At 39.9% G+C, this 22,979-nt stretch carries 23 protein-coding genes; 13 read left to right on the top strand and 10 right to left on the bottom strand.

The window, feature by feature from the left end; genetic code table 11:
• Window positions 1-102 precede the first annotated feature (102 nt).
• The gene (locus R3X26_RS02455) at window positions 103-1,236 is read left to right on the top strand and encodes a flagellin (protein WP_317715522.1); all 1,134 of its coding nucleotides are present in this window, start codon (window positions 103-105) and stop codon (window positions 1,234-1,236) included.
• Between the two features lie 371 nt (window positions 1,237-1,607).
• Window positions 1,608-2,738 carry a flagellin gene (locus tag R3X26_RS02450; RefSeq protein WP_317715493.1) on the top strand — a complete coding sequence of 377 codons (1,131 nt, stop codon included), beginning with the start codon at window positions 1,608-1,610 and terminating at the stop codon, window positions 2,736-2,738.
• A gap of 229 nt (window positions 2,739-2,967) precedes the next feature.
• Here the strand turns inward: R3X26_RS02450 and crr are convergent, their stop codons facing one another.
• From crr to cysZ, 5 genes are all read right to left on the bottom strand, one after another.
• The gene (crr, locus tag R3X26_RS02445; protein ID WP_317715521.1) at window positions 2,968-3,477 is read right to left on the bottom strand and encodes a PTS glucose transporter subunit IIA; all 510 of its coding nucleotides are present in this window, start codon (window positions 3,475-3,477) and stop codon (window positions 2,968-2,970) included.
• A 46-nt stretch (window positions 3,478-3,523) separates the two neighbouring features.
• Window positions 3,524-5,251 (bottom strand): phosphoenolpyruvate-protein phosphotransferase PtsI, encoded by a 1,728-nt coding sequence (gene ptsI, locus R3X26_RS02440; RefSeq protein WP_317715520.1) that lies wholly within the window; start codon window positions 5,249-5,251, stop codon window positions 3,524-3,526.
• A gap of 138 nt (window positions 5,252-5,389) precedes the next feature.
• On the bottom strand, window positions 5,390-5,647 hold the full coding sequence (locus R3X26_RS02435; protein WP_317715519.1) for an HPr family phosphocarrier protein: 258 nt from the start codon (window positions 5,645-5,647) through the stop codon (window positions 5,390-5,392).
• Window positions 5,648-5,945: 298 nt separating this feature from the next.
• A complete protein-coding gene (cysK, locus tag R3X26_RS02430; RefSeq protein WP_317715518.1) occupies window positions 5,946-6,911 on the bottom strand; it encodes a cysteine synthase A in 966 nt (321 codons plus the stop codon).
• A 154-nt stretch (window positions 6,912-7,065) separates the two neighbouring features.
• Window positions 7,066-7,794 (bottom strand): sulfate transporter CysZ, encoded by a 729-nt coding sequence (cysZ, locus tag R3X26_RS02425; RefSeq protein WP_317715517.1) that lies wholly within the window; start codon window positions 7,792-7,794, stop codon window positions 7,066-7,068.
• 214 nt (window positions 7,795-8,008) lie between these two features.
• Here cysZ and zipA point away from each other — a divergent pair, with 214 nt between their 5' ends.
• The 3 genes from zipA to cueR all read left to right on the top strand — a co-directional run bounded on the left by zipA (window position 8,009) and on the right by cueR (window position 11,605).
• Complete coding sequence (gene zipA, locus R3X26_RS02420; RefSeq protein WP_317715516.1) at window positions 8,009-8,992, top strand: cell division protein ZipA; 984 nt, start codon at window positions 8,009-8,011, stop codon at window positions 8,990-8,992.
• A 72-nt stretch (window positions 8,993-9,064) separates the two neighbouring features.
• On the top strand, window positions 9,065-11,077 hold the full coding sequence (ligA, locus tag R3X26_RS02415; protein ID WP_317715515.1) for an NAD-dependent DNA ligase LigA: 2,013 nt from the start codon (window positions 9,065-9,067) through the stop codon (window positions 11,075-11,077).
• Between the two features lie 141 nt (window positions 11,078-11,218).
• A complete protein-coding gene (gene cueR / locus R3X26_RS02410; protein WP_317715514.1) occupies window positions 11,219-11,605 on the top strand; it encodes a Cu(I)-responsive transcriptional regulator in 387 nt (128 codons plus the stop codon).
• Between the two features lie 5 nt (window positions 11,606-11,610).
• Here cueR and R3X26_RS02405 read toward each other — a convergent pair whose 3' ends face one another.
• The 5 genes from R3X26_RS02405 to R3X26_RS02385 form a co-directional block, all read right to left on the bottom strand.
• Entirely contained in the window at window positions 11,611-12,063 is a 453-nt protein-coding gene (locus R3X26_RS02405; protein ID WP_317715513.1) for an NfeD family protein, read from the bottom strand.
• A 9-nt stretch (window positions 12,064-12,072) separates the two neighbouring features.
• Complete coding sequence (locus R3X26_RS02400; protein ID WP_317715512.1) at window positions 12,073-12,993, bottom strand: SPFH domain-containing protein; 921 nt, start codon at window positions 12,991-12,993, stop codon at window positions 12,073-12,075.
• A 498-nt stretch (window positions 12,994-13,491) separates the two neighbouring features.
• Window positions 13,492-14,346, bottom strand: coding sequence for a co-chaperone YbbN (locus tag R3X26_RS02395; RefSeq protein WP_317715511.1), 855 nt, complete (start codon window positions 14,344-14,346; stop codon window positions 13,492-13,494).
• A gap of 352 nt (window positions 14,347-14,698) precedes the next feature.
• Entirely contained in the window at window positions 14,699-15,526 is an 828-nt protein-coding gene (locus R3X26_RS02390; RefSeq protein WP_317715510.1) for an SDR family oxidoreductase, read from the bottom strand.
• A gap of 69 nt (window positions 15,527-15,595) precedes the next feature.
• On the bottom strand, window positions 15,596-16,504 hold the full coding sequence (locus R3X26_RS02385) for a TIGR01777 family oxidoreductase (protein ID WP_317715509.1): 909 nt from the start codon (window positions 16,502-16,504) through the stop codon (window positions 15,596-15,598).
• 218 nt (window positions 16,505-16,722) lie between these two features.
• Here R3X26_RS02385 and yfcE point away from each other — a divergent pair, with 218 nt between their 5' ends.
• The 8 genes from yfcE to flgH all read left to right on the top strand — a co-directional run bounded on the left by yfcE (window position 16,723) and on the right by flgH (window position 22,957).
• On the top strand, window positions 16,723-17,274 hold the full coding sequence (gene yfcE / locus R3X26_RS02380; RefSeq protein ID WP_317715508.1) for a phosphodiesterase: 552 nt from the start codon (window positions 16,723-16,725) through the stop codon (window positions 17,272-17,274).
• A gap of 219 nt (window positions 17,275-17,493) precedes the next feature.
• Window positions 17,494-17,889 (top strand): flagellar basal body rod protein FlgB, encoded by a 396-nt coding sequence (gene flgB / locus R3X26_RS02375; protein ID WP_317715507.1) that lies wholly within the window; start codon window positions 17,494-17,496, stop codon window positions 17,887-17,889.
• Window positions 17,890-17,893: 4 nt separating this feature from the next.
• Window positions 17,894-18,310 (top strand): flagellar basal body rod protein FlgC, encoded by a 417-nt coding sequence (gene flgC / locus R3X26_RS02370; RefSeq protein WP_317715506.1) that lies wholly within the window; start codon window positions 17,894-17,896, stop codon window positions 18,308-18,310.
• 12 nt (window positions 18,311-18,322) lie between these two features.
• On the top strand, window positions 18,323-19,027 hold the full coding sequence (locus tag R3X26_RS02365) for a flagellar hook assembly protein FlgD (protein ID WP_317715505.1): 705 nt from the start codon (window positions 18,323-18,325) through the stop codon (window positions 19,025-19,027).
• Between the two features lie 29 nt (window positions 19,028-19,056).
• Entirely contained in the window at window positions 19,057-20,361 is a 1,305-nt protein-coding gene (gene flgE / locus R3X26_RS02360; protein ID WP_317715504.1) for a flagellar hook protein FlgE, read from the top strand.
• Between the two features lie 174 nt (window positions 20,362-20,535).
• Window positions 20,536-21,285: a flagellar basal body rod protein FlgF gene (locus R3X26_RS02355; RefSeq protein WP_317715503.1), complete on the top strand. Its 750-nt coding sequence runs from the start codon at window positions 20,536-20,538 to the stop codon at window positions 21,283-21,285.
• A gap of 24 nt (window positions 21,286-21,309) precedes the next feature.
• Entirely contained in the window at window positions 21,310-22,098 is a 789-nt protein-coding gene (flgG, locus tag R3X26_RS02350) for a flagellar basal-body rod protein FlgG (protein ID WP_317715502.1), read from the top strand.
• Window positions 22,099-22,177: 79 nt separating this feature from the next.
• Window positions 22,178-22,957, top strand: coding sequence for a flagellar basal body L-ring protein FlgH (gene flgH / locus R3X26_RS02345; protein WP_317715501.1), 780 nt, complete (start codon window positions 22,178-22,180; stop codon window positions 22,955-22,957).
• The last annotated feature ends 22 nt before the right edge of the window (window positions 22,958-22,979 follow it).

The raw sequence follows: 22,979 nt of genomic DNA, 5'->3' as shown, positions 1-22,979 counted from the left end.
GAGCATGTTGCTCTCTTTTTTTCGCTGGTTTTTTATTTTTGTTGCTAAAGTTATGCCACGGTTTGCCGTTAACTTGCTGATACTCCGATCTAAGAAGGTTATATGGCCGTTACTGTTAATACTAATGTTTCAGCACTGATTGCACAAAAGAACTTAAGCCTATCAACTAATATGTTGAATCAGTCTTTAGAACGTTTGTCTTCAGGAAACCGTATCAATAGCGCAAAAGATGACGCGGCTGGATTGCAAATATCAAACCGACTTGAATCTCAAATGCGAGGCTTAGATGTGGCGGTTCGGAATGCGAATGACGGTATTTCTATCATGCAAACTGCAGAAGGGGCAATGAAAGAAACCACCAATATTTTGCAAAGAATGCGAGACCTGTCGTTACAATCATCTAACGGTTCCAACAGCAAATCTGAACGGATTGCTATTCAAGAAGAAGTGATTGCCCTTAATGATGAATTAAATAGAATTGCAGAAACCACATCATTTGCTGGGAAAAAATTGTTGAATGGTAGCTTTGCTAGTTCGTCATTTCAAATTGGCGCATCATCTGGAGAAGCGGTTCAAGTTAGTTTGCAGAATATGCGTTCTGATACCGTCAATATGGGCGCGGTTAGCTATATAGCGAATGGAATGGCTGACCAGAATTGGAAGGTTAAACAAGGTCAAAATCAATTGGTGATGAACTACATCAATGATAAAGGTGGCGAAGAGACGATTCATATAAAAGCCAAACAGGGCGATGATATTGAAGAGTTAGCGACTTATATTAATGGCCAAACCGATGCGGTATCTGCTTCCGTTAATGAAGATGGTCAATTGCAAGTCGTTATAGCGACGAATCAACTATCTGGATCAGTTAATTTTAGCGGTAGCTTAGCGAATGAGCTCGATCTTTCAGGGCCAATAATAGAAACAGTAGATGATCTGGATCTGACTACAGTTGGTGGTTCTCAGCGAGCGGTGGCTATTATTGACAATGCTATGAATTTTGTTGATGGTCATAGATCTGAGTTGGGTGCTTACCAAAATAGATTTGGCCATGCCATAAGTAACTTGGACAATATCCATGAAAATTTGGCCAGTTCGAATAGTCGAATTAAAGACACCGATTTTGCTAAAGAGACCACCAAGATGATTAAGCAACAAATTTTGCAACAGGTGAGTACTACGGTTTTAGCTCAAGCAAAGCAAGCTCCTAATTTAGCTTTAACGTTACTCGGTTAATCTCTTTGTTTAGTGTTATTACTCTTTCAGCTTACTATTTTTTATCTCACTGCGTTTTTTCGTTTTAACACTGTTCTGGTCTCATCACGCTATTCCTTCTTATTTGTATCACAGTGAAAAGTATCAAAGTGAAAATCAACTTGTGTGTATCGACTGTCGGTATAAATACTTGAGCTTTTATGAACTATGAAGCGAATGATTTTTGTCATAGGTCATATTTCGATTGGTTATTAATTTTTTTATTAATTTTGTGCATTTTTTTCTAAAGAAATCCGAAATAGCGCCGTTATAGAAAGTAACTTTGAGAGAACTACTTGGTTTTCCGAGACGTCGGAAACCGCTTTAAACGGAAAATCAATTGGAGAATTACCATGGCAGTTAATGTAAATACAAACGTAGCAGCAATGACAGCACAACGTCATTTATCTAGCGCAGCAAGCGACCTAAACACTTCAATGGAACGCTTATCTTCAGGTTTCAAGATAAACAATGCAAAAGATGACGCTGCAGGTTTACAAATTTCGAATCGTTTGAATGCACAGAGTCGTGGTTTGGACGTAGCGGTACGAAATGCAAACGACGGCATTTCAATAGCACAAACCGCAGAAGGGGCGATGAAAGAGACGTCAAATATTCTGCAACGAGTTCGTGACTTATCTTTACAATCAGCGAATGGCTCGAACTCAAAACAGGAGCGAGTAGCGATTCAAGAAGAAGTAACGGCGTTAAACGACGAATTAAACCGAATAGCGGAAACGACGTCTTTTGGTGGTAACAAGTTATTGAACGGTACGCACGGAACGAAATCTTTCCAAATAGGTGCGGATAATGGTGAAGCGGTGATGCTGAACCTAAAGGATATGCGTTCAGACAATGCGATGATGGGTGGTAGTGCCTACAAAGCAGAAAATGGTCAAGGAAAAGATTGGGCAGTAGCACAAGATGCGAGCATGACAATCAGCTTAACGGACAAATTTGGCGAAGCGCAAGACTATACGATCAATGCGAAAGCAGGCGATGATATTGAAGAGCTCGCGACATACATAAATGGTCAACAAGGTGACGTGAGTGCATCGGTTGATGAAGAAGGACGTTTACAAATATTTGCGGGAAATAACAGCGTAGACGGAGAGGTTTCTTTTAGTGGTAGTCTTGCGAGTGAACTAGGCATGACTGGTCCAACGGCGGTAACGGTGGACACGATAGATGTAACCACGGTTGGTGGTGCGCAAAATGCGGTAGCGGTTGTAGATGCGGCGATGAAATACGTGGACAGTCACCGTAGTGAGTTGGGTGCATTCCAGAACCGTTTTGACCATGCAATTAATAACCTAGACAACATTAATGAAAATGTGAACGCCTCGAATAGTCGAATAAAAGACACCGATTTTGCTAAAGAAACCACAGCAATGACTAAGTCTCAGATTCTACAGCAAGCGTCAACGTCGGTACTTGCGCAAGCTAAGCAAGCACCCAACACAGCGCTGAGTTTACTAGGATAAATAGGTTTACTGTCGTAACTGATGTCAACTAGGTAATGTGTTCCGGTCTTATTTGTTGGTATCGAGTGGACAATCAATAAAAGCCCAGCCAGAAATGGTTGGGTTTTGTTGTTTCAGGGAAAGCTAAATATTATTATGCTGGCAACAGATATAGAAGAATGGATAAAAAAACCGCAGATAAAATCTGCGGTTTTTAACAGTTGAAGCTTTAGTTTATTTAAACTAATTGCTACTTAGTTACGCGTAGCACTGGGCTCTCACCAACTGTCACGGCACCAGAAAGTTTATTCAACTCTTTGATTTCGTCCATATTAGAGATAACCACGGGTGTTAGAGTTGATTTTGCTTTTTCTTCTAGGAAGGCTAAATCAAATTCAATCACTGTATCGCCAGCTTTAACAGCTTGGCCTTCTTCTGCTATACGGGTAAAACCTTGACCTTTCAGTTCTACTGTATCGATACCGAAGTGAACAAAAAGCTCAACACCGTCATCAGATTCAATAGAGAACGCATGGTTAGTTTCAAAAATTTTACCAATTGTTCCGTTTACTGGCGCTACCATTTTGTCGCCAGAAGGTTTAATAGCGATACCGTCACCAACGATTTTCTCTGCAAATACTACATCTGGTACATCTTCGATGTTTACTATTTCACCAGAAATCGGTGCGATGATTTCGATTGCCCCCGCATCAGCGCTATCATCAGATACTAGCTTCTTAAGCTTGTCAAACAGACCCATGTTGTGCTCCTAAACGTTTAATTTTTTTCTATTCTATCGAATTATATTAGCAGTTGGATTTTTCTGCGATAAATTTTTCAACATGAGCTTCAATTTCTGCTGCAGTCGCCATTTCTAGAGCTTTATCAGCCATAGCTTTCACTTCTGCATAATCTGCATTTCGTATTATTTTCTTAACGCTTGGAATTGAAATGCCACTCATACTGAATTCATCTAGGCCCATACCTAGAAGAAGTAGAGTTGCGCGTTCATCACCAGCTAACTCACCACACATACCAGTCCATTTGCCCTCTTTATGAGAAGCATCAATCACCTGTTTAATCACGGTAAGTACCGCAGGTGATAGTGGATTATATAAGTGAGAAATCAGCTCATTACCACGGTCTACAGCTAGAGTATACTGAGTTAAGTCGTTTGTACCAATACTAAAGAAAGAAACTTCTTTGGCTAGGTGGTGTGCAATTGCGGCAGCGGCTGGTGTTTCTACCATTACGCCAATCTCAATTTCTTCGTCAAATGCAAGGTTTTCTGCGCGAAGTTCGTCTTGATAGGTTTTAATTGCTTGTTTAAGTTCACGTATTTCTTCTACAGAAATAATCATCGGGAACATAATACGAAGTTTACCGTGAGCAGATGCACGTAGTATTCCACGTAGTTGATCTTTAAGAATTTCACGACGATCTAAGCTGATGCGAATTGCACGCCAGCCGAGGAATGGGTTCATCTCTTGAGGAAGGTCTAAATAAGGTAAATCTTTGTCGCCACCAATATCCATAGTACGAATGATAACGGACTCACCTTGCATTGATTCTGCAACTTCTTTATAAGCTTGGTATTGTTCTTCTTCGGTAGGAAGAGAAGTCCGGTCCATAAATAAAAATTCGGTACGATATAAGCCAACACCTTCACCACCGTTACGTAGAATACCAGCGCAGTCTTTTACTGTTCCGATATTTCCGCACACTTCTACTCTATGACCGTCAGTGGTAATAGCGGGGAGGTCTTTTAATTTGGCCAGTTCTTCTTTTTCAGCAATAAATGAATCACGAATTTTCTTTGCGTCAGCAAGTTCTGCTTCAGAAGGGTTAACAATGATTTTGTTATTAATCGCATCGAGGATTAACATGTCACCGTTTTTGATTTTTGCAGTGACATCATTCGTTCCAACTATGGCAGGAAGTTCCAAAGAACGAGCCATGATAGAAGTATGTGAAGTACGACCACCAATATCACAAGCAAAGCCAAGCACATAATCAAGATTGATTTGTGCAGTTTCTGATGGTGTTAAGTCGTATGCAACTAAAATAACTTCTTCGTCAATATCAGCAAGAGAAACAATGTTGATACCAAGGGCATTTTTGACGAATCGAGTACCAATATCACGGATATCGGTAGCACGTTCTTTTAGGTACTCATCATCTAAAGATTCAAGTGCCGTTGCTTGCTCTTCAATAACGGTATGAATTGCGTTATCTACAGGCATCTTATCATTCTTAACCAGTGCTAAGATTTCTTCTTCTAGCTCTTCATCTTCAAGTAACATGATATGGCCTTCGAAGATTGCTTCTTTTTCTTCGCCAAATGTTTCTAGAGCTTTTTGTTTGACAATACCAAGTTGGTGAGCAGATTTATCACGTGCTTCATAAAAACGTTTTACTTCGCTTTCAACTTGGTCATCAGAAATTGTGTGTGTATTTAAAACAATTTCATCTTCTTGAAGTAGTAGAGCTTTACCAAAAGCAATACCTGGAGATGCTAAAATGCCTGAAATCATAGCTTTACCTTAAATTGGTCAACAGTATAGAGTATAAAGAAGAGTAACTATTATATGTGTAGTAGAATTTTGTCTCTAAGTCTAACAAAGCCATTTTGCTTTAAACAAAATGGCTTTGATTTTTGGAATTCGAGACGATTAGTCTAGCTTGTCCATTAATGCTACTAGGTGATCTACTGCTGCTTCAGCTTGTGCGCCTTCAGCCGAGATAGTAACTACTGTACCTTTTACAAGGCCCAGAGTTTGTAGTTTAAACAAACTTTTTGCACTAGCACTTTTACCGTTAGAAGTCACTGTGATGTCTGCGTCAAATGATTTTGCTTCTTTAACGAATTGTGCAGCTGGACGAGTGTGAAGACCATTTTCTGCTGTGATTTCTACTTGTTTTTGATACATGTGATATACCCCAATCGATTTATTTATTGTTTAAGTACTAGCTTAATTTGACTATTAGTCGAATTTTAAAATATAGAACTTACTTAGAGTGCTATAAATTGTTCACCAGTAAAACGAGATATTTGTTATTAAATGTTATCCCGTTGCTTAATTTTCTGTATTTATTGTTTTATTTCTAGCTTCAAAATAAAACATGTCCTGATAGTACCAAACGAATAGTAAGGATCAACAAAAAAGCCCCATAAAGGGGCTTTTTTAGTGAAAATTTTGATTTAAGCACACTTTTTTTACAAAAATGTTAGCCGTTTTCTTTCTCAGTAAACAGTCCTGCAAATAAAGCGGTACTTAAATAACGTTCACCTGAACTTGGTAGAACGGCAACAATCGTTTTACCTTCAAACTCCGGTAAAGCCGCAATTCGATTCGCTGCAACAATGGCCGCACCTGACGAAATACCAGCAAGAATACCTTCTTCTTCCATTAGGCGACGTGCCATCTCAATTGCTTCATCTGAAGTAACGGCTTCTACACGGTCTAGTAGCGCTAGGTCAAGATTCTCTGGGATAAACCCTGCACCAATACCTTGGATTTTATGCGGAGCAGGTTGAATTGTGTCTCCAGCTAATGCTTGTGCTATTACTGGTGATTCAGCTGGTTCTACCGCTACCGCTGTGATTGCTTTTCCTTTTTCGCCTTTCAGGTAACGAGCTGTACCAGTGATTGTACCGCCAGTACCAACACCAGCAACAAATACGTCAATTTCACCATCCGTTGCATCCCAAAGTTCTGGACCAGTTGTTTGTTCGTGAACTGCTGGGTTTGCTGGGTTATTGAATTGTTGTAGTAGTAAGTATTTTGCTGGATCGCTTGCTACAATTTCTTCTGCTTTAGCAATTGCACCTTTCATACCTTTCGCTGCTTCTGTTAGCTCTAGGTTTGCACCTAATGCTTTAAGAAGTTTACGACGCTCAAGGCTCATAGATTCAGGCATAGTTAGTGTTAACTTGTAACCACGGGCAGCAGCAACAAAAGCAAGTGCGATCCCTGTGTTACCACTTGTTGGTTCAACAAGCTCAATACCAGGCTTTAGTTTACCTGATTTTTCTGCTTCCCAAATCATGTTAGCACCAATACGGTCTTTCACGCTAAAGCTTGGGTTACGAGATTCAACTTTCGCCAACACTTTGCCACCGCTTACTTTATTTAGGCGAACAAGGGGAGTATTACCGATAGTTAGAGAGTTATCTTCAAAAATTTTGCTCATTTTGTATTGTCCTTTTCTACACGCGATGACATATTTTGTGTCGTTGATGAGCATAATAATGCTTAATGAAAAAAGCAAAAAGACCCAAAAGTTATAACATATTAACGAACGCTATTTTCTGTTTGTTTTTCAATGCGTTTATCAGTATTCATACTCAATGCTTTTGTTTGAATTCGTTAACCCACATAGCAGTAGCACCGCATACGGCGACAGGCATAACGATAAGATTTAAAATAGGAATAGCGGTAAAAAACGCAACACAGAAACCAAAACCATATGCTTTAGTTTGGTTTTGCTTCAGATCTTGGCGCATGGTGTGAAAAGGAACTTTATGGTTATCAAACGGGTAGTCACAGTACTGAATGGCCATGATCCAAGCGGAGAAAATAAACCAAAGAATGGGGGCAACTGTTTGCCCTAAAGCAGGAATGAGCAATAAAATGAACAGGCCGATCGCTTTTGGCGCAAAATAAACGATTTTTTGCAGTTCTCTGGCAATAATCCTCGGTGTATCTTTAATAATACTCACTAGGTTTTGATCACTGTCTAGTTTGCCACTTAGCTTTTCTTCTACTTTTTCTGCTAATAAGCCGTTGAATGGCGAAGCAATTAAGTTGGCTAATGTACTAAATAAATAAGAAAAAGTGCCAAGGATAGTAATGGTAAGTACCGGCCATAAAATATAAGAGAGCCAAGATAACCAATTTGGCACGTAAGACATCCAATCGGTTATCCAACCATTTAGATGAGAGAATAAATAGAATAGGGCACTGCCGACTAATATAATATTGGTAAGAAGTGGCAGGATGACAAATCGACGAATACCTGGAGTTAAGGCGAGTTGGATTCCTTGGAAAAAATAGCCGAAGCCGCTTTGTTTCATTTTTATTTCTCTTTGTGAAGTGGTAGAAAGGTATTGTACCTAGGGTTGTAAAAGTTTCAAAATGAGAAAAGCGTGTGAGTTATCACAAGCTGGTTTACACTAACTGTATTAATTTATTCAAAAACTTCATACACTTTTGGTAAAGTAGTTACATTATCCGATAGATTTTACTTCTGATGTTGGTTATTTCAGTAGATAGAGTAGAGAGTAGACAATGCAGGAATTGCGATTAGTACTCATTATAGTAGGTGCGCTAGCTATAGCTGCACTACTAGTTCATGGGCTTTGGACAAGTAAGAAAGAAGGCAAAAGCAAGTTTGCTGAAAAATCAATCGCTGATAGTGATGATTTGGGAGTACCGTTAACGACTTCTGGTGAGGATGTTGTTGTTAAAAAAGAGAAAAAAGATCCTGTCTTTGGTGTTAAAAGGGACTTTTCTCATGACCCTTTAGGTGTTGATGATCCTCTTGAGGTGGAAAGTGATACCTTTGATAGTATAAATAATCAAGGGGATAACGAGGATGATTTACCACACGTTACCTTATTTGATGATATCGATGCTTCTACAGAGGATAAAGTGATTTTTTCAGATGGCGATGAAGAAATCATCTTGAAGTCACCGAAAGTAACGACCAGTAAATCTTTATCAGAATCCACTCAGGTCAATAAATCTGATCCCGCATTGAATACCCAGTCTTCGTTATCTGGTGACATGCCGTTAGTCGGTGATCCCGTATTATCTAGCGATGAACCTGAAGTAACCGTTGAAGAAGAGATGCAAGTGATTGTTATCAATGTTCACTGCTCTGGTGATGAACCATTTGTTGGTACAAAATTATTCGACAGTATGCAGCAGAATGGTCTGTTCTATGGTGATATGGATATTTTCCACCGCCATAATGATATGTCAGGCACCGGAAAAGTATTATTTAGTGTGGCCAACATGATGGCTCCAGGGACGTTAAAACATGATGATCCAGCAACGTTCACTACTAAGGGTATTTCTTTCTTTATGACATTACCTGGCTTTGGCGATGTTGATCAAAATTTCAAGCTAATGTTGAGAACAGCTCAACAAATAGCGGATGATATGGGTGGAAATGTGTTAGATGAACAACGTAATTTGATGACGCCAGATAAGTTACTCAGTTTTAAAAATCAAATTAGAGCATTCAAAGCACGTACAGCCCAACTGTAAAATAAAAAAATTTAAAGGGCTCCGAATGGAGCCTTTTTTTAATGTATAAAAAATAAAACGGGATCAGGAAAAATGTCTCAGTCGGTCGAAGATAGACTTAATCAACTTAAAAAAGAACTGCATTTTCACGGCGTAAAATATTATGTAGAAGATGATCCTCAGGTACCGGATGTAGAATATGATCGTCTTATGCGAGAACTGTTAGAACTGGAAGAGCTGCATCCAGAACTTGTTTCGATAGATTCTCCAAGTCAACGAGTCGGAGGGATGCCATTAGATGGTTTTTCTCAAGTTAGTCACGAAATTCCAATGTTATCTCTTGATAATGCTTTTAGTGATGAAGAGCTAGATGCCTTCAAGAAAAGAATGGATGATCGAGTCACTAGCGACAACATTGATGCATTTTGTTGTGAGCCTAAACTGGATGGTTTGGCTGTTAGTTTACTGTATGAAAATGGTCTATTGACTCAGGCAGCAACACGCGGAGATGGTAATACTGGTGAAAATATTACCGAAAACGTTCGTACCATCAGTGCTATTCCATTAGTGCTTCAAGGTAAAGGCTGGCCAACAAGAATTGAAGTTCGCGGTGAAGTGTTTATGCCTAAAGCGAGTTTTGAAAAATTTAATCAGCAAGCATTAAAATTTGGCACCAAACCTTTTGTTAATCCAAGAAATGCCGCTGCAGGTAGTCTGAGGCAATTGGATTCACGCATTACAGCCAAGCGTTCATTAAGTTTTTATGCGTATAGTGTTGGCGTAATTGAAGGCGGTGAACTTCCCGTTAGTCATTATCAACGTTTTCTGCAATTGAAGAAATGGGGGCTACCGATGTGTCCAGAAACCGCCAAGTTGGACAATATGACGGCGGTTAAGGAGTATTACCAATCTATTTTACAGCGCAGAGATGAACTCGGTTATGAGATTGATGGCGTAGTAATTAAAGTAGATAGCATCGCTATTCAGCAACAACTCGGCTTTGTTGCTCGTGCGCCAAGATGGGCTATTGCTTATAAATTTCCAGCACAAGAAGAATTGACTAAATTAAATGGGGTCGAGTTTCAAGTTGGACGTACAGGGGCTATTACGCCAGTTGCAAAGTTAGAGCCAGTGTTTGTTGGTGGTGTTACGGTCAGCAATGCGACATTGCATAATGCTGACGAAATCGAACGTCTTGGCGTTATGGTTGGTGATACCGTTATTATTCGCCGTGCAGGAGATGTAATACCTCAAATTACTAATGTGGTTTTAGAAAAAAGACCTGAAGATGCAGTGAAGATCGTATTTCCTGATGCTTGTCCGGTTTGTCATTCCACCATTGAAAGAGTAGAAGGAGAGGCCGTTGCTCGTTGTACCGGAGGTTTAGTGTGTCGGGCACAACGTAAAGAAGCGTTAAAGCACTTTGTTTCGCGCAAGGCACTCGATGTTGATGGTCTGGGAGACAAGGTGGTTGAACAGTTGGTTGACAAAGAGATGGTTGATTCGCCCGCTGATCTATTTAAATTATCTGCTGGCGTGTTAACCGTTCTGGAAAGAATGGGGCCTAAATCGGCGCAAAATGTGGTTAACGCACTGGAACAATCTAAGCAAACGACTTTGGCCCGATTCCTTTATTCACTCGGGATACGAGAAGTAGGTGAAGCGACAGCGGCTAATTTAGCTGCTCATTTTAAGTCATTACCTGCGATACAAACAGCATCGTTGGAGCAGTTAATTGAAGTGTCCGATGTTGGTAATATTGTTGCTAATCATATTGTGCATTTCTTTGAGCAAGAAAAGAATGAACGAGTGATTAACGAGTTATTAGCTCAGGGTATTCATTGGCCCCAAATAGAAGAAACATCAGACGATGTGCCACAACCTTTAGCCGATAAAGTAGTGGTTATTACTGGTTCATTTTCTCAATTGAATAGAAATGATGCTAAAGCAGCTTTACAAGCCTTAGGCGCGAAAGTAACGGGTAGTGTATCGAAAAAAACCGATATCCTATTTGCTGGCGAAGCGGCGGGTTCAAAACTGACTAAAGCACAAGAACTAGGTATTGAGATTCTTGATGAACAAGCCCTAGTCGATATTCTTGCCTAATATTGATAACGGGACAGAGCTTGAATGTTGGCAATAAAGTGAACGGTTATTTCTAGCTTACGATTTGGCATGCAGTAAGGGGGGGAGATGAGTCCCCCTTGTTGACTTTTTATTGTTCTATTCCGTCTATGGTGAGCCTTTATGCATATTAATCAGGTGGTTAAGCTTACTAATTTATCTGCAAAATCAATCCGACTATATGAACAAAAGGGCGTAATTTCTCCGCCTTTTCGTTCCGATAATGGGTACCGTCAATATAACCAATCTCATATCGAAGAGCTACAGATCATTGCCAGAGCGAAAAGAGTCGGCTTTACTTTGGATGAGTGTAAAGAGTTAGTCAGCTTAGCGCTGAATCCCAAGGCCACCAGTGCAGAAGTTAAGCAGAAAACCCAACAAAAGCTGCAAGAAGTGGAGCAAAAATTGATCGAGCTGACTGAAATTAAAAATCAACTCGAACGTTGGGTTGAGGCATGTCCTGGAGATGAAGGGAATGTATGCCCAATAATTGATGGATTAAAATCTTAACTGGATTATTCCGTTGGCTCTATGGTTAAAATAATACCGTCTACTTCAACAATTTTAACTAATGTTCCAGCACTAATGTCTTGTTGACTACGTGCTGACCAAGTCGTGTCACCAAGTCTAATGCGACAGTTACCCTTTATAACATCTTCCTCAAGTTTGGTGACTTTACCAAGCAACTGCTTCTCTTTTTGGTTCAACGAACTCATGCTTTCTGCTTGGAGATCTTTTTTGTATTGGTATCGCCACCAAATCCATGTCGTTATCAACGAAAAGCTCGCAAAACAGATCCATTGTAATTGCCAGCTAATTGGTAAAAAAGATAACACTATGCCAACAAGGATAGCGGATAAGCCTAACCATAAAAAATACCCAGCGGTACCGAGCAATTCTCCAGAGAGCAACAAGAGCCCCAAAGCTAACCAATGCCAATGATTAACTTGATTGAGTAGTTCTAGCAAAATTGTTCCTTACTTATCATCTTTTTGAAGTTTAAACATCTCAGCGATACCCGCCACAGAACCCATTAATCCGCTTGCTTCTAAAGGTAGCATAATAATCTTACCATTTTCTGCTTGTCCAATAGACTTAATCGCATCGGTATAACCTTGAGCAATAAAGTAATTTACCGCTTGCATATCACCATTGGTAATGGCCTCAGATACCATAGTGGTAGCTTGTGCTTCCGCTTCTGCAGCTCTCTCACGTGCTTCGGCTTGTAAGATAGCTGCTTGTTTTTCCCCTTCCGCGCGTAGGATAGCCGATTGTTTGTGCCCTTCGGCTTTAAGAATTTCTGCTTGGCGAATCCCTTCAGCTTCAAGTACGTCGGCTCGTTTATTACGCTCAGCTTTCATTTGTGCATTCATTGCTGCTGTTAAATCGGCTGGCGGCTGAACATCTTTAATTTCAATACGTGTAACTTTCACTCCCCACGGGTTAGTGGCTTCATCGACTACTGAAAGAAGTTTCAAGTTAATCATATCTCGTTGACTGAGCATTTCGTCAAGTTCCATTGAGCCGAGCACAGTACGAATATTGGTTAAGGTTAAGTTTCGGATAGCGTGCTCTAAATCGTTAACTTCATAAGCCGCTTTGGACGCATCAATAACTTGAACAAAACAAACCGCATCGATGTTGACACTGGCATTGTCTTTAGAAATAACTTCTTGAGCTGGAATGTCTAATACACGTTCCATCATGCTGATTTTTGAGCCAACACTGTCAACAAATGGAATGATCAGGTTTAAACCCGGTTTGAGGGTTTGTGTATAGCGGCCAAAACGTTCAACAGTCCAGTTATTACCTTGAGGAACCGTTTTTACTCCTGCAGCTATAAAAACAATTGTAGTAACAATTAATATTCCTATCGTAATGAGTACATCTAAAGTCATGGTATATCCTTTTCTTTGTTTATTTTTATGATGCTGGCGTAACTTGCTGTCTTGATGTAGTAATAATTGATTAATTGACCATACACTAATCAAGAGAACTAAAAGTCAATAGACTTAGTTTAAATTGTTCTTGAATAAATATTAGGTTTATTGTCAATGTTTTGCTTGAATATCAAATAATGTTAACTCATGGAAATATCTTCTTGACTCATGTGATTTTAAGCTTCTTCATTTTGCTTGAGTTAATAAAACATATTAATGAAGCGTGAATGAGTGAGGGGAAAGCAATAAGTTTGAGGGTGGTTTATAGTAAAGTATTGAGCAATAAAACTGACAATCATAGAACTGACAGTCGACAGCGTGTAAACATCGAACATGAATAAAGCGCCGACTGTGAATCGTATTTTGCGATCCGTTAATATGTTTGCCAGTATTGCTTTCATTGCTAATGAAAGTACCGTTGCTAATGAAAGTACCGTTGCTAACAAAGTACCGTTATTAGTAAAGTAATGAATAAAGTTGTCGGCGATACTTAGCTGCAATACTATTGCTTTGACCTAAAGCCGCTAATATATCCATAAAGGACTTCTTCATTTCTCCATCTGATGTATTTAAATCTTTGACTAAAAATGACCAGAGCAATTGCAATGCTTCTTCTGAGCGTGATACTTCGTGGTATTGCAAAGCCAATTCCATCGCAACTTCAGGATCGTTAGGTTGTTGATTTAATCTCTCTTCTAAAGATTGAATTTCTGGACTATCTGCTGCTTGTTCATGCAGTTCTAATTTAGCAATTAGCCCTTTGTAATAATTGTCTTGGTATTCAAGTGGAATATGGTTAAGAAGCTGTTTAGCCAAATCAAATTGATTAGTTTGTAGATAGCAATCTGCGGTTAACAGTTTTACATTTCCTTTATTTTTCAGTTCTTCATCCAAAGAACTTAGTAAGGTTAAGGCACTGTCATGTTCACCAGCCTGCATTTTTTCTTGCGCTTCTTGCAAAGTGAGCTCATCTTGACTTGGCAAGTGCTTACTTAACATCTCTGAGATTGCCTCAATTGACTGAGGACCACCTAAACCGTCTACTGGTTGGCCATTGACAAACAGCGCGATGGTTGGCAACGCTTGAACACCAAATTGACTTGCAATTGCTTGTTGTTGCTCACAATTGAGTAACGCGAGAGTAAATGCACCTTTGTATTGCTGAGCGAGAGTGTGTAGTTGAGGTATGATTTCTGAGCTTTCAGGGCTCATTGATGCCCAGAAATGAATAAGAACAGGGCGCTGAACGGATTGCTCTAGAATTTGACGAAAATTCTGTTCGTTTAATTCAACTATATACTCAGGTTGCATGGTTTTCCCTTATTTAATAATGCTTTCTTCTTAAATATGGGTATAGACGACTAATATCAAGAGTGTTAGGTGGCTTCAAACAAAAAAACGCCAAATAAAGGCGTTTTTGTTTGAACTTTTGCGAGAGCTACAGAATAAATATAAACAGTAGCGCAACACCCACACCAATCCAATTGAGATGGTTTAATGTCATCATAGTCACCGAATGCAACGCTTAAAAAACATAGAACGAACGATCTAATACATCTATGGTATATACATTGTATTACAGCTATGTGACAGTTCTATCAAAAAGCAAATTAATTAAACAATATTGTATGAATAACGATGTTTATAGAAGATTTAATCTTCATTAAGCTGCTTTTCTCAGCAATGAGTCTAACCAGCGAGTGGGTAAAATACGTTTCAAAACGGAGAACACTTTGGTTGGCGTGGTCACTCGATACCTTAGTTTTGGTTTGGGAGAATTGAGCGCATGTAATAGTGGTGCAATGATAGATTCTGCCGGTAATACGAATTTATTTTTAGAAGAAGCATCAGCTAGCCGATCTAACTGAATACGATAAGCTTGCTTGTGCTCACTGTTAGTTACATCTATCCATTGGTTTAGTTTTAGCAATCCATTGGCTCTGAATTGAGTCTCAATTGGTCCAGGTTGGATAATACTGAGCTTAATATCGGTATTGTGTAACTCTAAACGCAAAGTGTCACTCCACCCTTCTATTGCAAATTTTGAGGCATTATAAGCACCTCGATATTTCATTGCTGCAAATCCTAATACGGAACTGTTTTGAATAATTCGACCATAACCGTTTTTTCGCATATAAGGTAATATTTCACAAACAAGTTGGTGCCAACCAAAAAAATTACTTTGGAATTGTTCTTTTAGTGCCTCAACCGGCAAATCTTCGAGAGCACCTGGTTGGCCGTATGCGCCATTGTTAAAAAGAGCATACAAGTTGTTATCACACAAAAGCATGGTCTCAGTAACCGCTTTGGATATACTGGCGGGATCATTTAGATCCAATTGTATGCAGGTTAATCCTTCTTCCTGTAGTCGTGCAACATCTTGCGGCTGTCGACATGAGGCTATCACGTTGAAGCCTTGTTGGTTTAGCGCATGGGCACAAACATACCCGATACCTGTAGAACAGCCAGTAATAAGGATAGTTTTTGACATAATAGTGTGGGTTCGCTTTATTGCAATAATGACCTATAAGTTAACAGCTTACTGGCTAAATTGTTTAAATTAATGTTGCAAAATAGATTTTAGGGCCGGTTCTAATCTTGGGTAGGTAAAATTAAACCCCAGCTCTGTTAAATGTTTCGGCTTAGCTCGAATACTATCGAACAACAGACAATTGGCTTCACCTAATACTAATTTTAGAACCCATTTAGGTGTTGTCAGTAACATAGGTCGATGAAGTGAAGAAGCTAACGTTTGGCTAAATTCTCGATTTGTTACAGGATGAGGGGCGCTAAAATTAAAATAACCACTGGCATGTGGTGTTGTTAATAAAAATACCAGTGCCCTGACCATATCGTGTAGATGTATCCATGGCATGTATTGTGTACCTTGACCTAAACGGCTGCCCAAACCTAGTTTAAATGGCGGTAGCATCATGGGGAGAGCCCCACCGTCTAGCCCTAAGACTAAACCTGTTCGAATAATACATACACGCGTGGATTCTGATTTAGCTTTTTTGGCAATTGATTCCCACATCTCGCATACATGGTGCGTAAACCCTTGATGGTAAACATGCAAAGATTCATCGAATGGATGCTGCTGCTGATCGCCATAATAGCCAACAGCCGAACCACTAATAAATGTAGCGGGTGGGGTAGTGCTTGCATGAGTGAGCTCGACCAACTTTTCAGTTAGCGACCAGCGACTGTCACAAATGACTTTTTTCTGTCTATTATTCCACCTTTTACCTGCAATCGGTTCGCCAGCTAAATTGATGATAGCGTCAATCTGGTTAAAATTAGTGTAGCTATCCAAGCTATCAATGTAAGTAATATTCCCAACATCAGCATGTTTTAATTTGCTTCTGGCACTGACGGTATCTCGAGTTAAAAGTACGATTTGATGTGTAGAAAGATGCTTAATTAATTCTGAACCAATAAAGCCAGTACCACCCGTTAGCAGTATATGCATGTGTCCCTCCCTATATTATAAATGTTACTTTCTAGTATAGACGCTTGCCTCTTTTTCTGGGGAATGTTCTCAAACTTTTGAGACATTTATTAGGTGTTAAAGAGATATTTGATGCTCACGGCTAACACCAATTAGTTATGCTAGTTTTCTTTGATATGAACCTAATATGATTTTATATTGCATGGTAACGTGTATCGAATACTAGATAGAGGTACCAAATGAAACTGTTTTTTGTATCTGATTTACATGGTTCATTACCCGCCACTGAAACGGTCTTAGAAAAATATCAGGCGTCGCGCAGTGATTTTCTTATTATATTAGGTGATGTACTTAACCATGGGCCTAGAAACCCGGTTCCTGATGGCTATCAACCGGCAGAGGTCGCGAGACTACTCAATACTTACAAAGATGAAATAATCGCGGTACGAGGTAATTGCGATAGCGAAGTGGATCAAATGTTATTAGATTTTCCGATGATGGAATCTTATGCATGGGTAATATTAGAAAGTGGAGCACGGATATTTCTTACGCATGGGCATCATTATAATAGTGACAACCGTCCAGCGTTAAAAGTAGGTGATGTGATCGCACATGGACACAGTCATATTCCAGTGGCAAAGAGGATAGGGGAGCAGTTTATTTATAATCCCGGTTCTATTACTTTTCCTAAAGGTGGTTATGTAGCAAGTTACGGTTTATATGAAAATGGGGTATTTAACGTCCTTTCATTCACCGATACAGTACTAAAATCTGTCACCATCGCCAACTAACTAGGATTTTAAGTCATCGAATAAAACATTATTTTGTCTTAAAAAAGCCCAAACCTAAACAACAATAGGTGGCTCAATTTATGCTAGTTAAGATAATGTCATGGTTGAGTTCAAAAAGTGCGTCATTGATTAGTTACACTGGCGATAGATAAATTTATTTTTTGGCACGATGATTGCTTTTATATAATCGTAAGTCATTTTTGATAGTAGAGGTACGGTATGACTATTTCTTTTAATGATGCGTTAGGCATTCACCAACACACCGTTGGTACTCGGGAGCGCAATGCAGAGATTATCTCTACAAACATTGCCCAAGCGAACACGCCTGGCTATAAAGCAAAAGGAATGGACTTTCAAAAAGCACTTCAGGCGGCAACGTCGGGGGCAAACTTTGGTCTTAATCGTACTAACGAGCGGCATATAGCTGCCTCTACTAACATTAATGGGGATGTAAAATACCGAATTCCTAATCAGCCCGATACTGGTGATGGCAACACGGTAGATGTTGATTTGGAGCGTAATTTGTTTATGCAGAATCAAATCAGACACCAAGCGTCACTGGATTTCTTAGGCGGAAAGTTTAAGAACTTAACTAAAGCAATCAAAGGGGAATAATTAGATGAGCTTATTTAATGTATTCAATGTAACTGGTTCTGCCATGAGTGCTGAATCTGTTCGTCTAAATACGACCTCAAGTAACCTAGCTAACGCAGATAGCATTAGTGGTTCTGCTAAAGAAACCTATAAAGCACGTCATGCTGTGTTTGGTGCCGAGTTGAGTAAGGCAAGTTACAACCGTGACCATACGGTTCCAGTTAAAGTTTTAGGAATTGTAGAGAGTGATAAGCCTCTACAAGCGGAATACAACCCAGAACATCCATTAGCTAACGATGAAGGTTATATTTATAAACCTAACGTTAATGTTATGGAAGAAATGGCAAACATGATTTCTGCATCTCGTTCATATCAAACGAATGTTCAGGTAGCAGATGCAAGTAAACAAATGCTGCTGCGTACGCTGCAGATGGGTCAATAAGGAGAAAGCGTAATGGCAATCAACAACGTTGGTCAGACCGGCTTGTCCTATGTAGACCAGCTTAAAAGCCTTCAAGAGCAAAATAAGCCGACTGAGACAACCGGTAAGCAAGACCTTAAGCAAGAGGATTTCTTATCTCTACTCACTAAGCAACTTGCTCAACAAGACCCGTTTAAGCCGGTAAGTAATGACCAGATGATAGCGCAAATGGCTTCATTTGCGACCGTTGATGGTATTAATCAGATGAATGGACAGTTCGAAAACCTAAATTCATCAATGACCTCCAACCAAGCACTTCAAGCATCAACATTAGTTGGGCGAGATGTGTTGGTTCCGGGTGCCGCAGGTATTAAAGCAGACAACGCTGGCATGGCAGCAATGGTTAAGCTTCCAGCCTCGGTGGATAATTTATTTGTCAGAGTAGAAAACGAACTTGGTCAATTAGTACGAACGTTAGATGTAGGGGCGAAACCTGCCGGTGATAGTCGTATTGAATGGGATGGTAAAGATGAAAACGGCGTTCCTATGCCGGCCGGCAAATACAATGTAAAAGCAGGCGGCTTATTGGAAGGACAAAGTACAGAGTTTGAAGTATCAACTTACGCAAACGTGAATAGTGTTCTTCTCGGTAAAGGTGATGGGAATGTACTGCTTAATCTGGCTGGCTTTGAATCGCCAGTTAAACTTGCTGAAGTATTAGAAGTTGGCAAAGCGTAACAGCGCTAGCTAGATAAGAGGAAATTGAAATGTCATATGTAGCTTTAAGCGGTTTATCCGCTGCACAATTGGATTTAAATACAACAAGTAACAATATTGCTAATGCCAACACGTTCGGTTTTAAAGAGTCGCGTGCTGAATTTGGTGATGTGTATTCAAGTTCTGTATTTACTAATTCTAAGACCACACCTGGTGGCGGGGTTCAGCCAAGTAAAGTTGCCCAGCAATTCCACGAAGGGTCAAGTATTTATACTAATAATCCAATGGATTTACGTATTGGTGGTACGGGCTTTTTCGCTGTATCAAAAGATCGCATGGTACCGCAACAAAATGAACTGACTAGAAATGGCGCATTTCATTTGAATAAAGACAACTACATGGTTAGCTCAAATGAGGAGTTTTTATTAGGTTATCAAGTTGATCCAGATAGCGGTGACGTACTGTCATACGAACCTACTCCGTTACAAGTCCCGCCTGAGTTTGGTAAACCTAAGCAAACGGCGAATGTAGAAGTCGGCGTTAACTTACCAGCGAATGGCGATTTAAAAGATCCAGCTCTGTTTGATTTTACAGATAAAGAAACATTTAACCGTTCAACTTCTTCTACCATTTATGATTCGATGGGACAGTCGTACAAATTATCGACCTACTATTTGAAAGATATGACCCAACCAAATACATGGCAGACTTACTATACTGTTACCGATAAAAATGGTGAAAAGCCACTGAATATTACTGGTGGTGATGCAACTAATGCTACCGGCCATATAGGGCATACCGTGAAATTTAATACTGATGGCACACTTGCTAGTATTAACGGTGGCAACAATATAGTGACAGAGCAATTAGGTGTCGGTCCAAATGCTATCGATTTAAATGGCGCGGATCCAACACAGCTAATGTCATTTAAGTTGGATGGGGCCACTCAGTTTGCCGCCCCATTTGAATTAACTAAATTTGATGAAGATGGCGCAACAACCGGCTTCCTCACCAAGCTTGATTTTGATGAAAATGGAACGATTTTAGGCACATACTCTAACGGAGAGAATATATCTCTTGGTCGAGTTGGTTTGGTAAGAGTATCCAATGAGCAAGGCCTTGATAAAAAAGGTGGCACTCAATGGGATTCTACTCAAGCATCTGGTCAGAAAATTTGGGGTGAATCTAATAAAGGATCATATGGAACGATCTCTAACGGAACGTTAGAGCAATCCAACATTGATATGACCCAAGAACTGGTTGATTTGATTTCAGCACAACGTAACTTCCAAGCGAACTCTCGATCACTTGAAGTGCATAATCAAACTCAACAAACTATTTTACAAATTCGTTAAGCGTTTTTATGAGTACAACTTTGCCGCTTTTGGGCGGCAAAGACCTTTCCTTTCTTTGCCTTTTTTCTATTCTTACCAATAATCTATCTATATCTTATTGTTATTAAACAACTAATTTAGTTGGCACGTCTATTGCTTTAGTTTACTTAGACAGTAAATTTTCGGAGCAATATTATGGATCGTGCCTTGTTTCTTGCCATGAGTGGCGCTAAGCAAAATATGCAAGAGATGCAGTTAAGAGCGAATAACCTAGCCAACGTTAGTACAACAGGTTTTCGTGCTGATCTCGCTCAAGCGCGCTCAATGCAAGCTTATGGTGACGGTTTACCCTCTCGCGTTTTTAGTATGACAGAGCGTCCGGGCCAAAATTTTGCTCAAGGGAGTGTTATAACCACAGGCCGTGATCTAGATGTAACGATTGAAGGCGATGGTTGGTTATCTGTATTAGATAAAACCGGCCAAGAAGGTTTAACCCGTAACGGCAATTTGCATATCGATGAAACAGGATTGTTAACCAATGGTTCTGGCCATGTGGTCCTGGGTGAGGCGGGGGCACCAATAACCTTGCCCGTCCCAATAGCAAAAATAGAAATTGGCCGTGATGGTACTATTTCCGTATTGCCGAAAGGTGCGCCTGCCGACGCAATGGAAGAAGTGGATAGAATTAAACTTTCTAGGCCAAATAATCGAGAGCTATTTAAAGACTCGAATGGACTGTTTAGAGCCAAAGATCCAAACCAGTTTTTTGAAGCGGATGCGAACGTAAAGCTTATGACCGGTGCAGTCGAAGGAAGTAACGTAAGTGCGATTGGTGAAATGACCAGTCTAATTGATATACAGCGCCAGTTTGAAATGCAAGTCAAACTGATGAGCAATGCAGAAGAGATGGATAAAGCATCTGATTCATTGCTTCGTATGAGTTAACAGATTTAGTTAAGGGGATTAGTTATGCATCCGGCATTATGGGTAAGTAAAACAGGTTTAGATGCTCAACAAACCAACATCTCGACCATATCCAACAACTTGGCAAACGCCTCAACGATTGGTTATAAAAAGAGTCGTCCTGTATTTGAAGATTTGTTCTATCAGAATATAAACCAACCAGGCGGTCAGTCGTCGCAAAACACAGAATTACCTAGTGGGTTAATGCTTGGTGCAGGTTCTAAAGTCGTCGCAACCCAAAAAATTCATACGCATGGCAATGCCCAAACGACCACCAACGCATTAGATATGATGATCGAAGGGGACGGTTTTTTCCAAATTGTTATGCCAGACGGCAACATGGGATACAGCCGAAATGGACAGTTTACGCTCAATGACGAAGGTATCATTGTAACCTCTGGTTCTGGTTACTCATTAGAGCCTGAGATTGCTATTCCCGATGATGCTATTTCTATCACTGTTGGTAATGATGGCGAAGTTTCCGTTCGGTTACGAGGTCAGCAAGACAACCAAGTTGTTGGACAAATAACCACGGTCGATTTTATTAATCCGGGTGGTTTAGAACCTATCGGGCAAAACTTATATTTACCTACCGGTGCCAGTGGTGAGCCAACAGAAGGCGTTCCTGGTTTAGATGGGCTGGGTTCTGTTCGTCAATCTATGTTAGAAACATCTAATGTTAACGTTACCGAAGAACTTGTAAATATGATTGAAGCACAGCGTGTTTACGAGATGAATTCAAAAGTTATTTCTGCCGTTGATAAAATGCAAAGTTTTGTTAATCAGCAATTGTAATATTTCCTGATTAAAGTCGTTATTTTTGCAATTGATGTCTGTTGAAACCAATAGTTTAATTTGAAGTGAGCGAGTCGCTATGAAACGTATTTTTGGGTTAGTTTTAATGTTAACCATGTCAGGTTGTACTATGTTGTCTCCAATCATTGAAGGCAACGACGTTGAACAGAGCACAACATTGGTTGACGCAGTGGAAGGCGACAAAGCGGAAGCCGAAGATTCAGGAATTATTGATAGTTTGAGAACGCGCAACGATCCGATCGAAGGCGATCCAGCTTGGGCGCCAATTCATCCTAAACATAAAGCCAAACATTATGCAGCCGCGACTGGGTCGTTATTTAATGTTGGTTATGCAACCAACTTATACGATGATTCAAAACCTCGTGGAGTGGGTGATATTGTTACCGTCATGATGGAAGAACAAACCAAAGCGGCAAAAAGTGCTGATGCCGATTTATCCAAAAGTAATGACTCTTCAATGGACCCACTTTCTGTGGGAGGGCAACCATTAACAATAGGTGATTACGATTTTTCTTATGAACTCAGCAATGATAACAATTTTAGTGGCGAAGCCACTGCCAATCAAAGTAACAGTCTAAGTGGTTCCATCACGGTTGAAGTTATCGAAGTACTTGCTAATGGCAACTTAGTTATACGTGGTGAAAAGTGGTTAACGTTGAACGCCGGAGATGAATATATTCGTTTGAGTGGAACTATCCGTCCAGATGATATTAGTTTTGATAATACTATTGCGTCAAATCGAATTTCTAATGCCAGAATCCGCTATTCAGGCACTGGAACCCAACAAGATATGCAAGAACCTGGATTCTTGGCACGATTCTTTAATGTCTCTTTATAGAAACGTGAAATAGTCGAAGTAT

The organism is Vibrio sp. TH_r3, assembly GCF_033101115.1.
GTDB lineage: Bacteria > Pseudomonadota > Gammaproteobacteria > Enterobacterales > Vibrionaceae > Vibrio.
This window is presented reverse-complemented; position numbering and strand designations above follow the sequence as displayed.

Excerpts from the sequence above, each read along its gene's own strand:
- flgE (WP_317715504.1), top strand. The coding sequence starts at position 19,057 with ATGTCATATGTAGCTTTAAGCGGTTTATCCGCTGCACAATTGGATTTA.
- ptsI (WP_317715520.1), bottom strand. The coding sequence starts at position 5,251 with ATGATTTCAGGCATTTTAGCATCTCCAGGTATTGCTTTTGGTAAAGCT.
- zipA (WP_317715516.1), top strand. The coding sequence starts at position 8,009 with ATGCAGGAATTGCGATTAGTACTCATTATAGTAGGTGCGCTAGCTATA.
- R3X26_RS02450 (WP_317715493.1), top strand. The coding sequence starts at position 1,608 with ATGGCAGTTAATGTAAATACAAACGTAGCAGCAATGACAGCACAACGT.
- cysZ (WP_317715517.1), bottom strand. The coding sequence starts at position 7,794 with ATGAAACAAAGCGGCTTCGGCTATTTTTTCCAAGGAATCCAACTCGCC.
- crr (WP_317715521.1), bottom strand. The coding sequence starts at position 3,477 with ATGGGTCTGTTTGACAAGCTTAAGAAGCTAGTATCTGATGATAGCGCT.
- R3X26_RS02400 (WP_317715512.1), bottom strand. The coding sequence starts at position 12,993 with ATGACTTTAGATGTACTCATTACGATAGGAATATTAATTGTTACTACA.
- flgB (WP_317715507.1), top strand. The coding sequence starts at position 17,494 with ATGACTATTTCTTTTAATGATGCGTTAGGCATTCACCAACACACCGTT.
- ligA (WP_317715515.1), top strand. The coding sequence starts at position 9,065 with ATGTCTCAGTCGGTCGAAGATAGACTTAATCAACTTAAAAAAGAACTG.
- R3X26_RS02355 (WP_317715503.1), top strand. The coding sequence starts at position 20,536 with ATGGATCGTGCCTTGTTTCTTGCCATGAGTGGCGCTAAGCAAAATATG.
- R3X26_RS02435 (WP_317715519.1), bottom strand. The coding sequence starts at position 5,647 with ATGTATCAAAAACAAGTAGAAATCACAGCAGAAAATGGTCTTCACACT.
- R3X26_RS02395 (WP_317715511.1), bottom strand. The coding sequence starts at position 14,346 with ATGCAACCTGAGTATATAGTTGAATTAAACGAACAGAATTTTCGTCAA.
- cysK (WP_317715518.1), bottom strand. The coding sequence starts at position 6,911 with ATGAGCAAAATTTTTGAAGATAACTCTCTAACTATCGGTAATACTCCC.
- R3X26_RS02390 (WP_317715510.1), bottom strand. The coding sequence starts at position 15,526 with ATGTCAAAAACTATCCTTATTACTGGCTGTTCTACAGGTATCGGGTAT.
- yfcE (WP_317715508.1), top strand. The coding sequence starts at position 16,723 with ATGAAACTGTTTTTTGTATCTGATTTACATGGTTCATTACCCGCCACT.
- R3X26_RS02385 (WP_317715509.1), bottom strand. The coding sequence starts at position 16,504 with ATGCATATACTGCTAACGGGTGGTACTGGCTTTATTGGTTCAGAATTA.
- flgH (WP_317715501.1), top strand. The coding sequence starts at position 22,178 with ATGAAACGTATTTTTGGGTTAGTTTTAATGTTAACCATGTCAGGTTGT.
- flgC (WP_317715506.1), top strand. The coding sequence starts at position 17,894 with ATGAGCTTATTTAATGTATTCAATGTAACTGGTTCTGCCATGAGTGCT.
- cueR (WP_317715514.1), top strand. The coding sequence starts at position 11,219 with ATGCATATTAATCAGGTGGTTAAGCTTACTAATTTATCTGCAAAATCA.
- R3X26_RS02365 (WP_317715505.1), top strand. The coding sequence starts at position 18,323 with ATGGCAATCAACAACGTTGGTCAGACCGGCTTGTCCTATGTAGACCAG.
- flgG (WP_317715502.1), top strand. The coding sequence starts at position 21,310 with ATGCATCCGGCATTATGGGTAAGTAAAACAGGTTTAGATGCTCAACAA.
- R3X26_RS02455 (WP_317715522.1), top strand. The coding sequence starts at position 103 with ATGGCCGTTACTGTTAATACTAATGTTTCAGCACTGATTGCACAAAAG.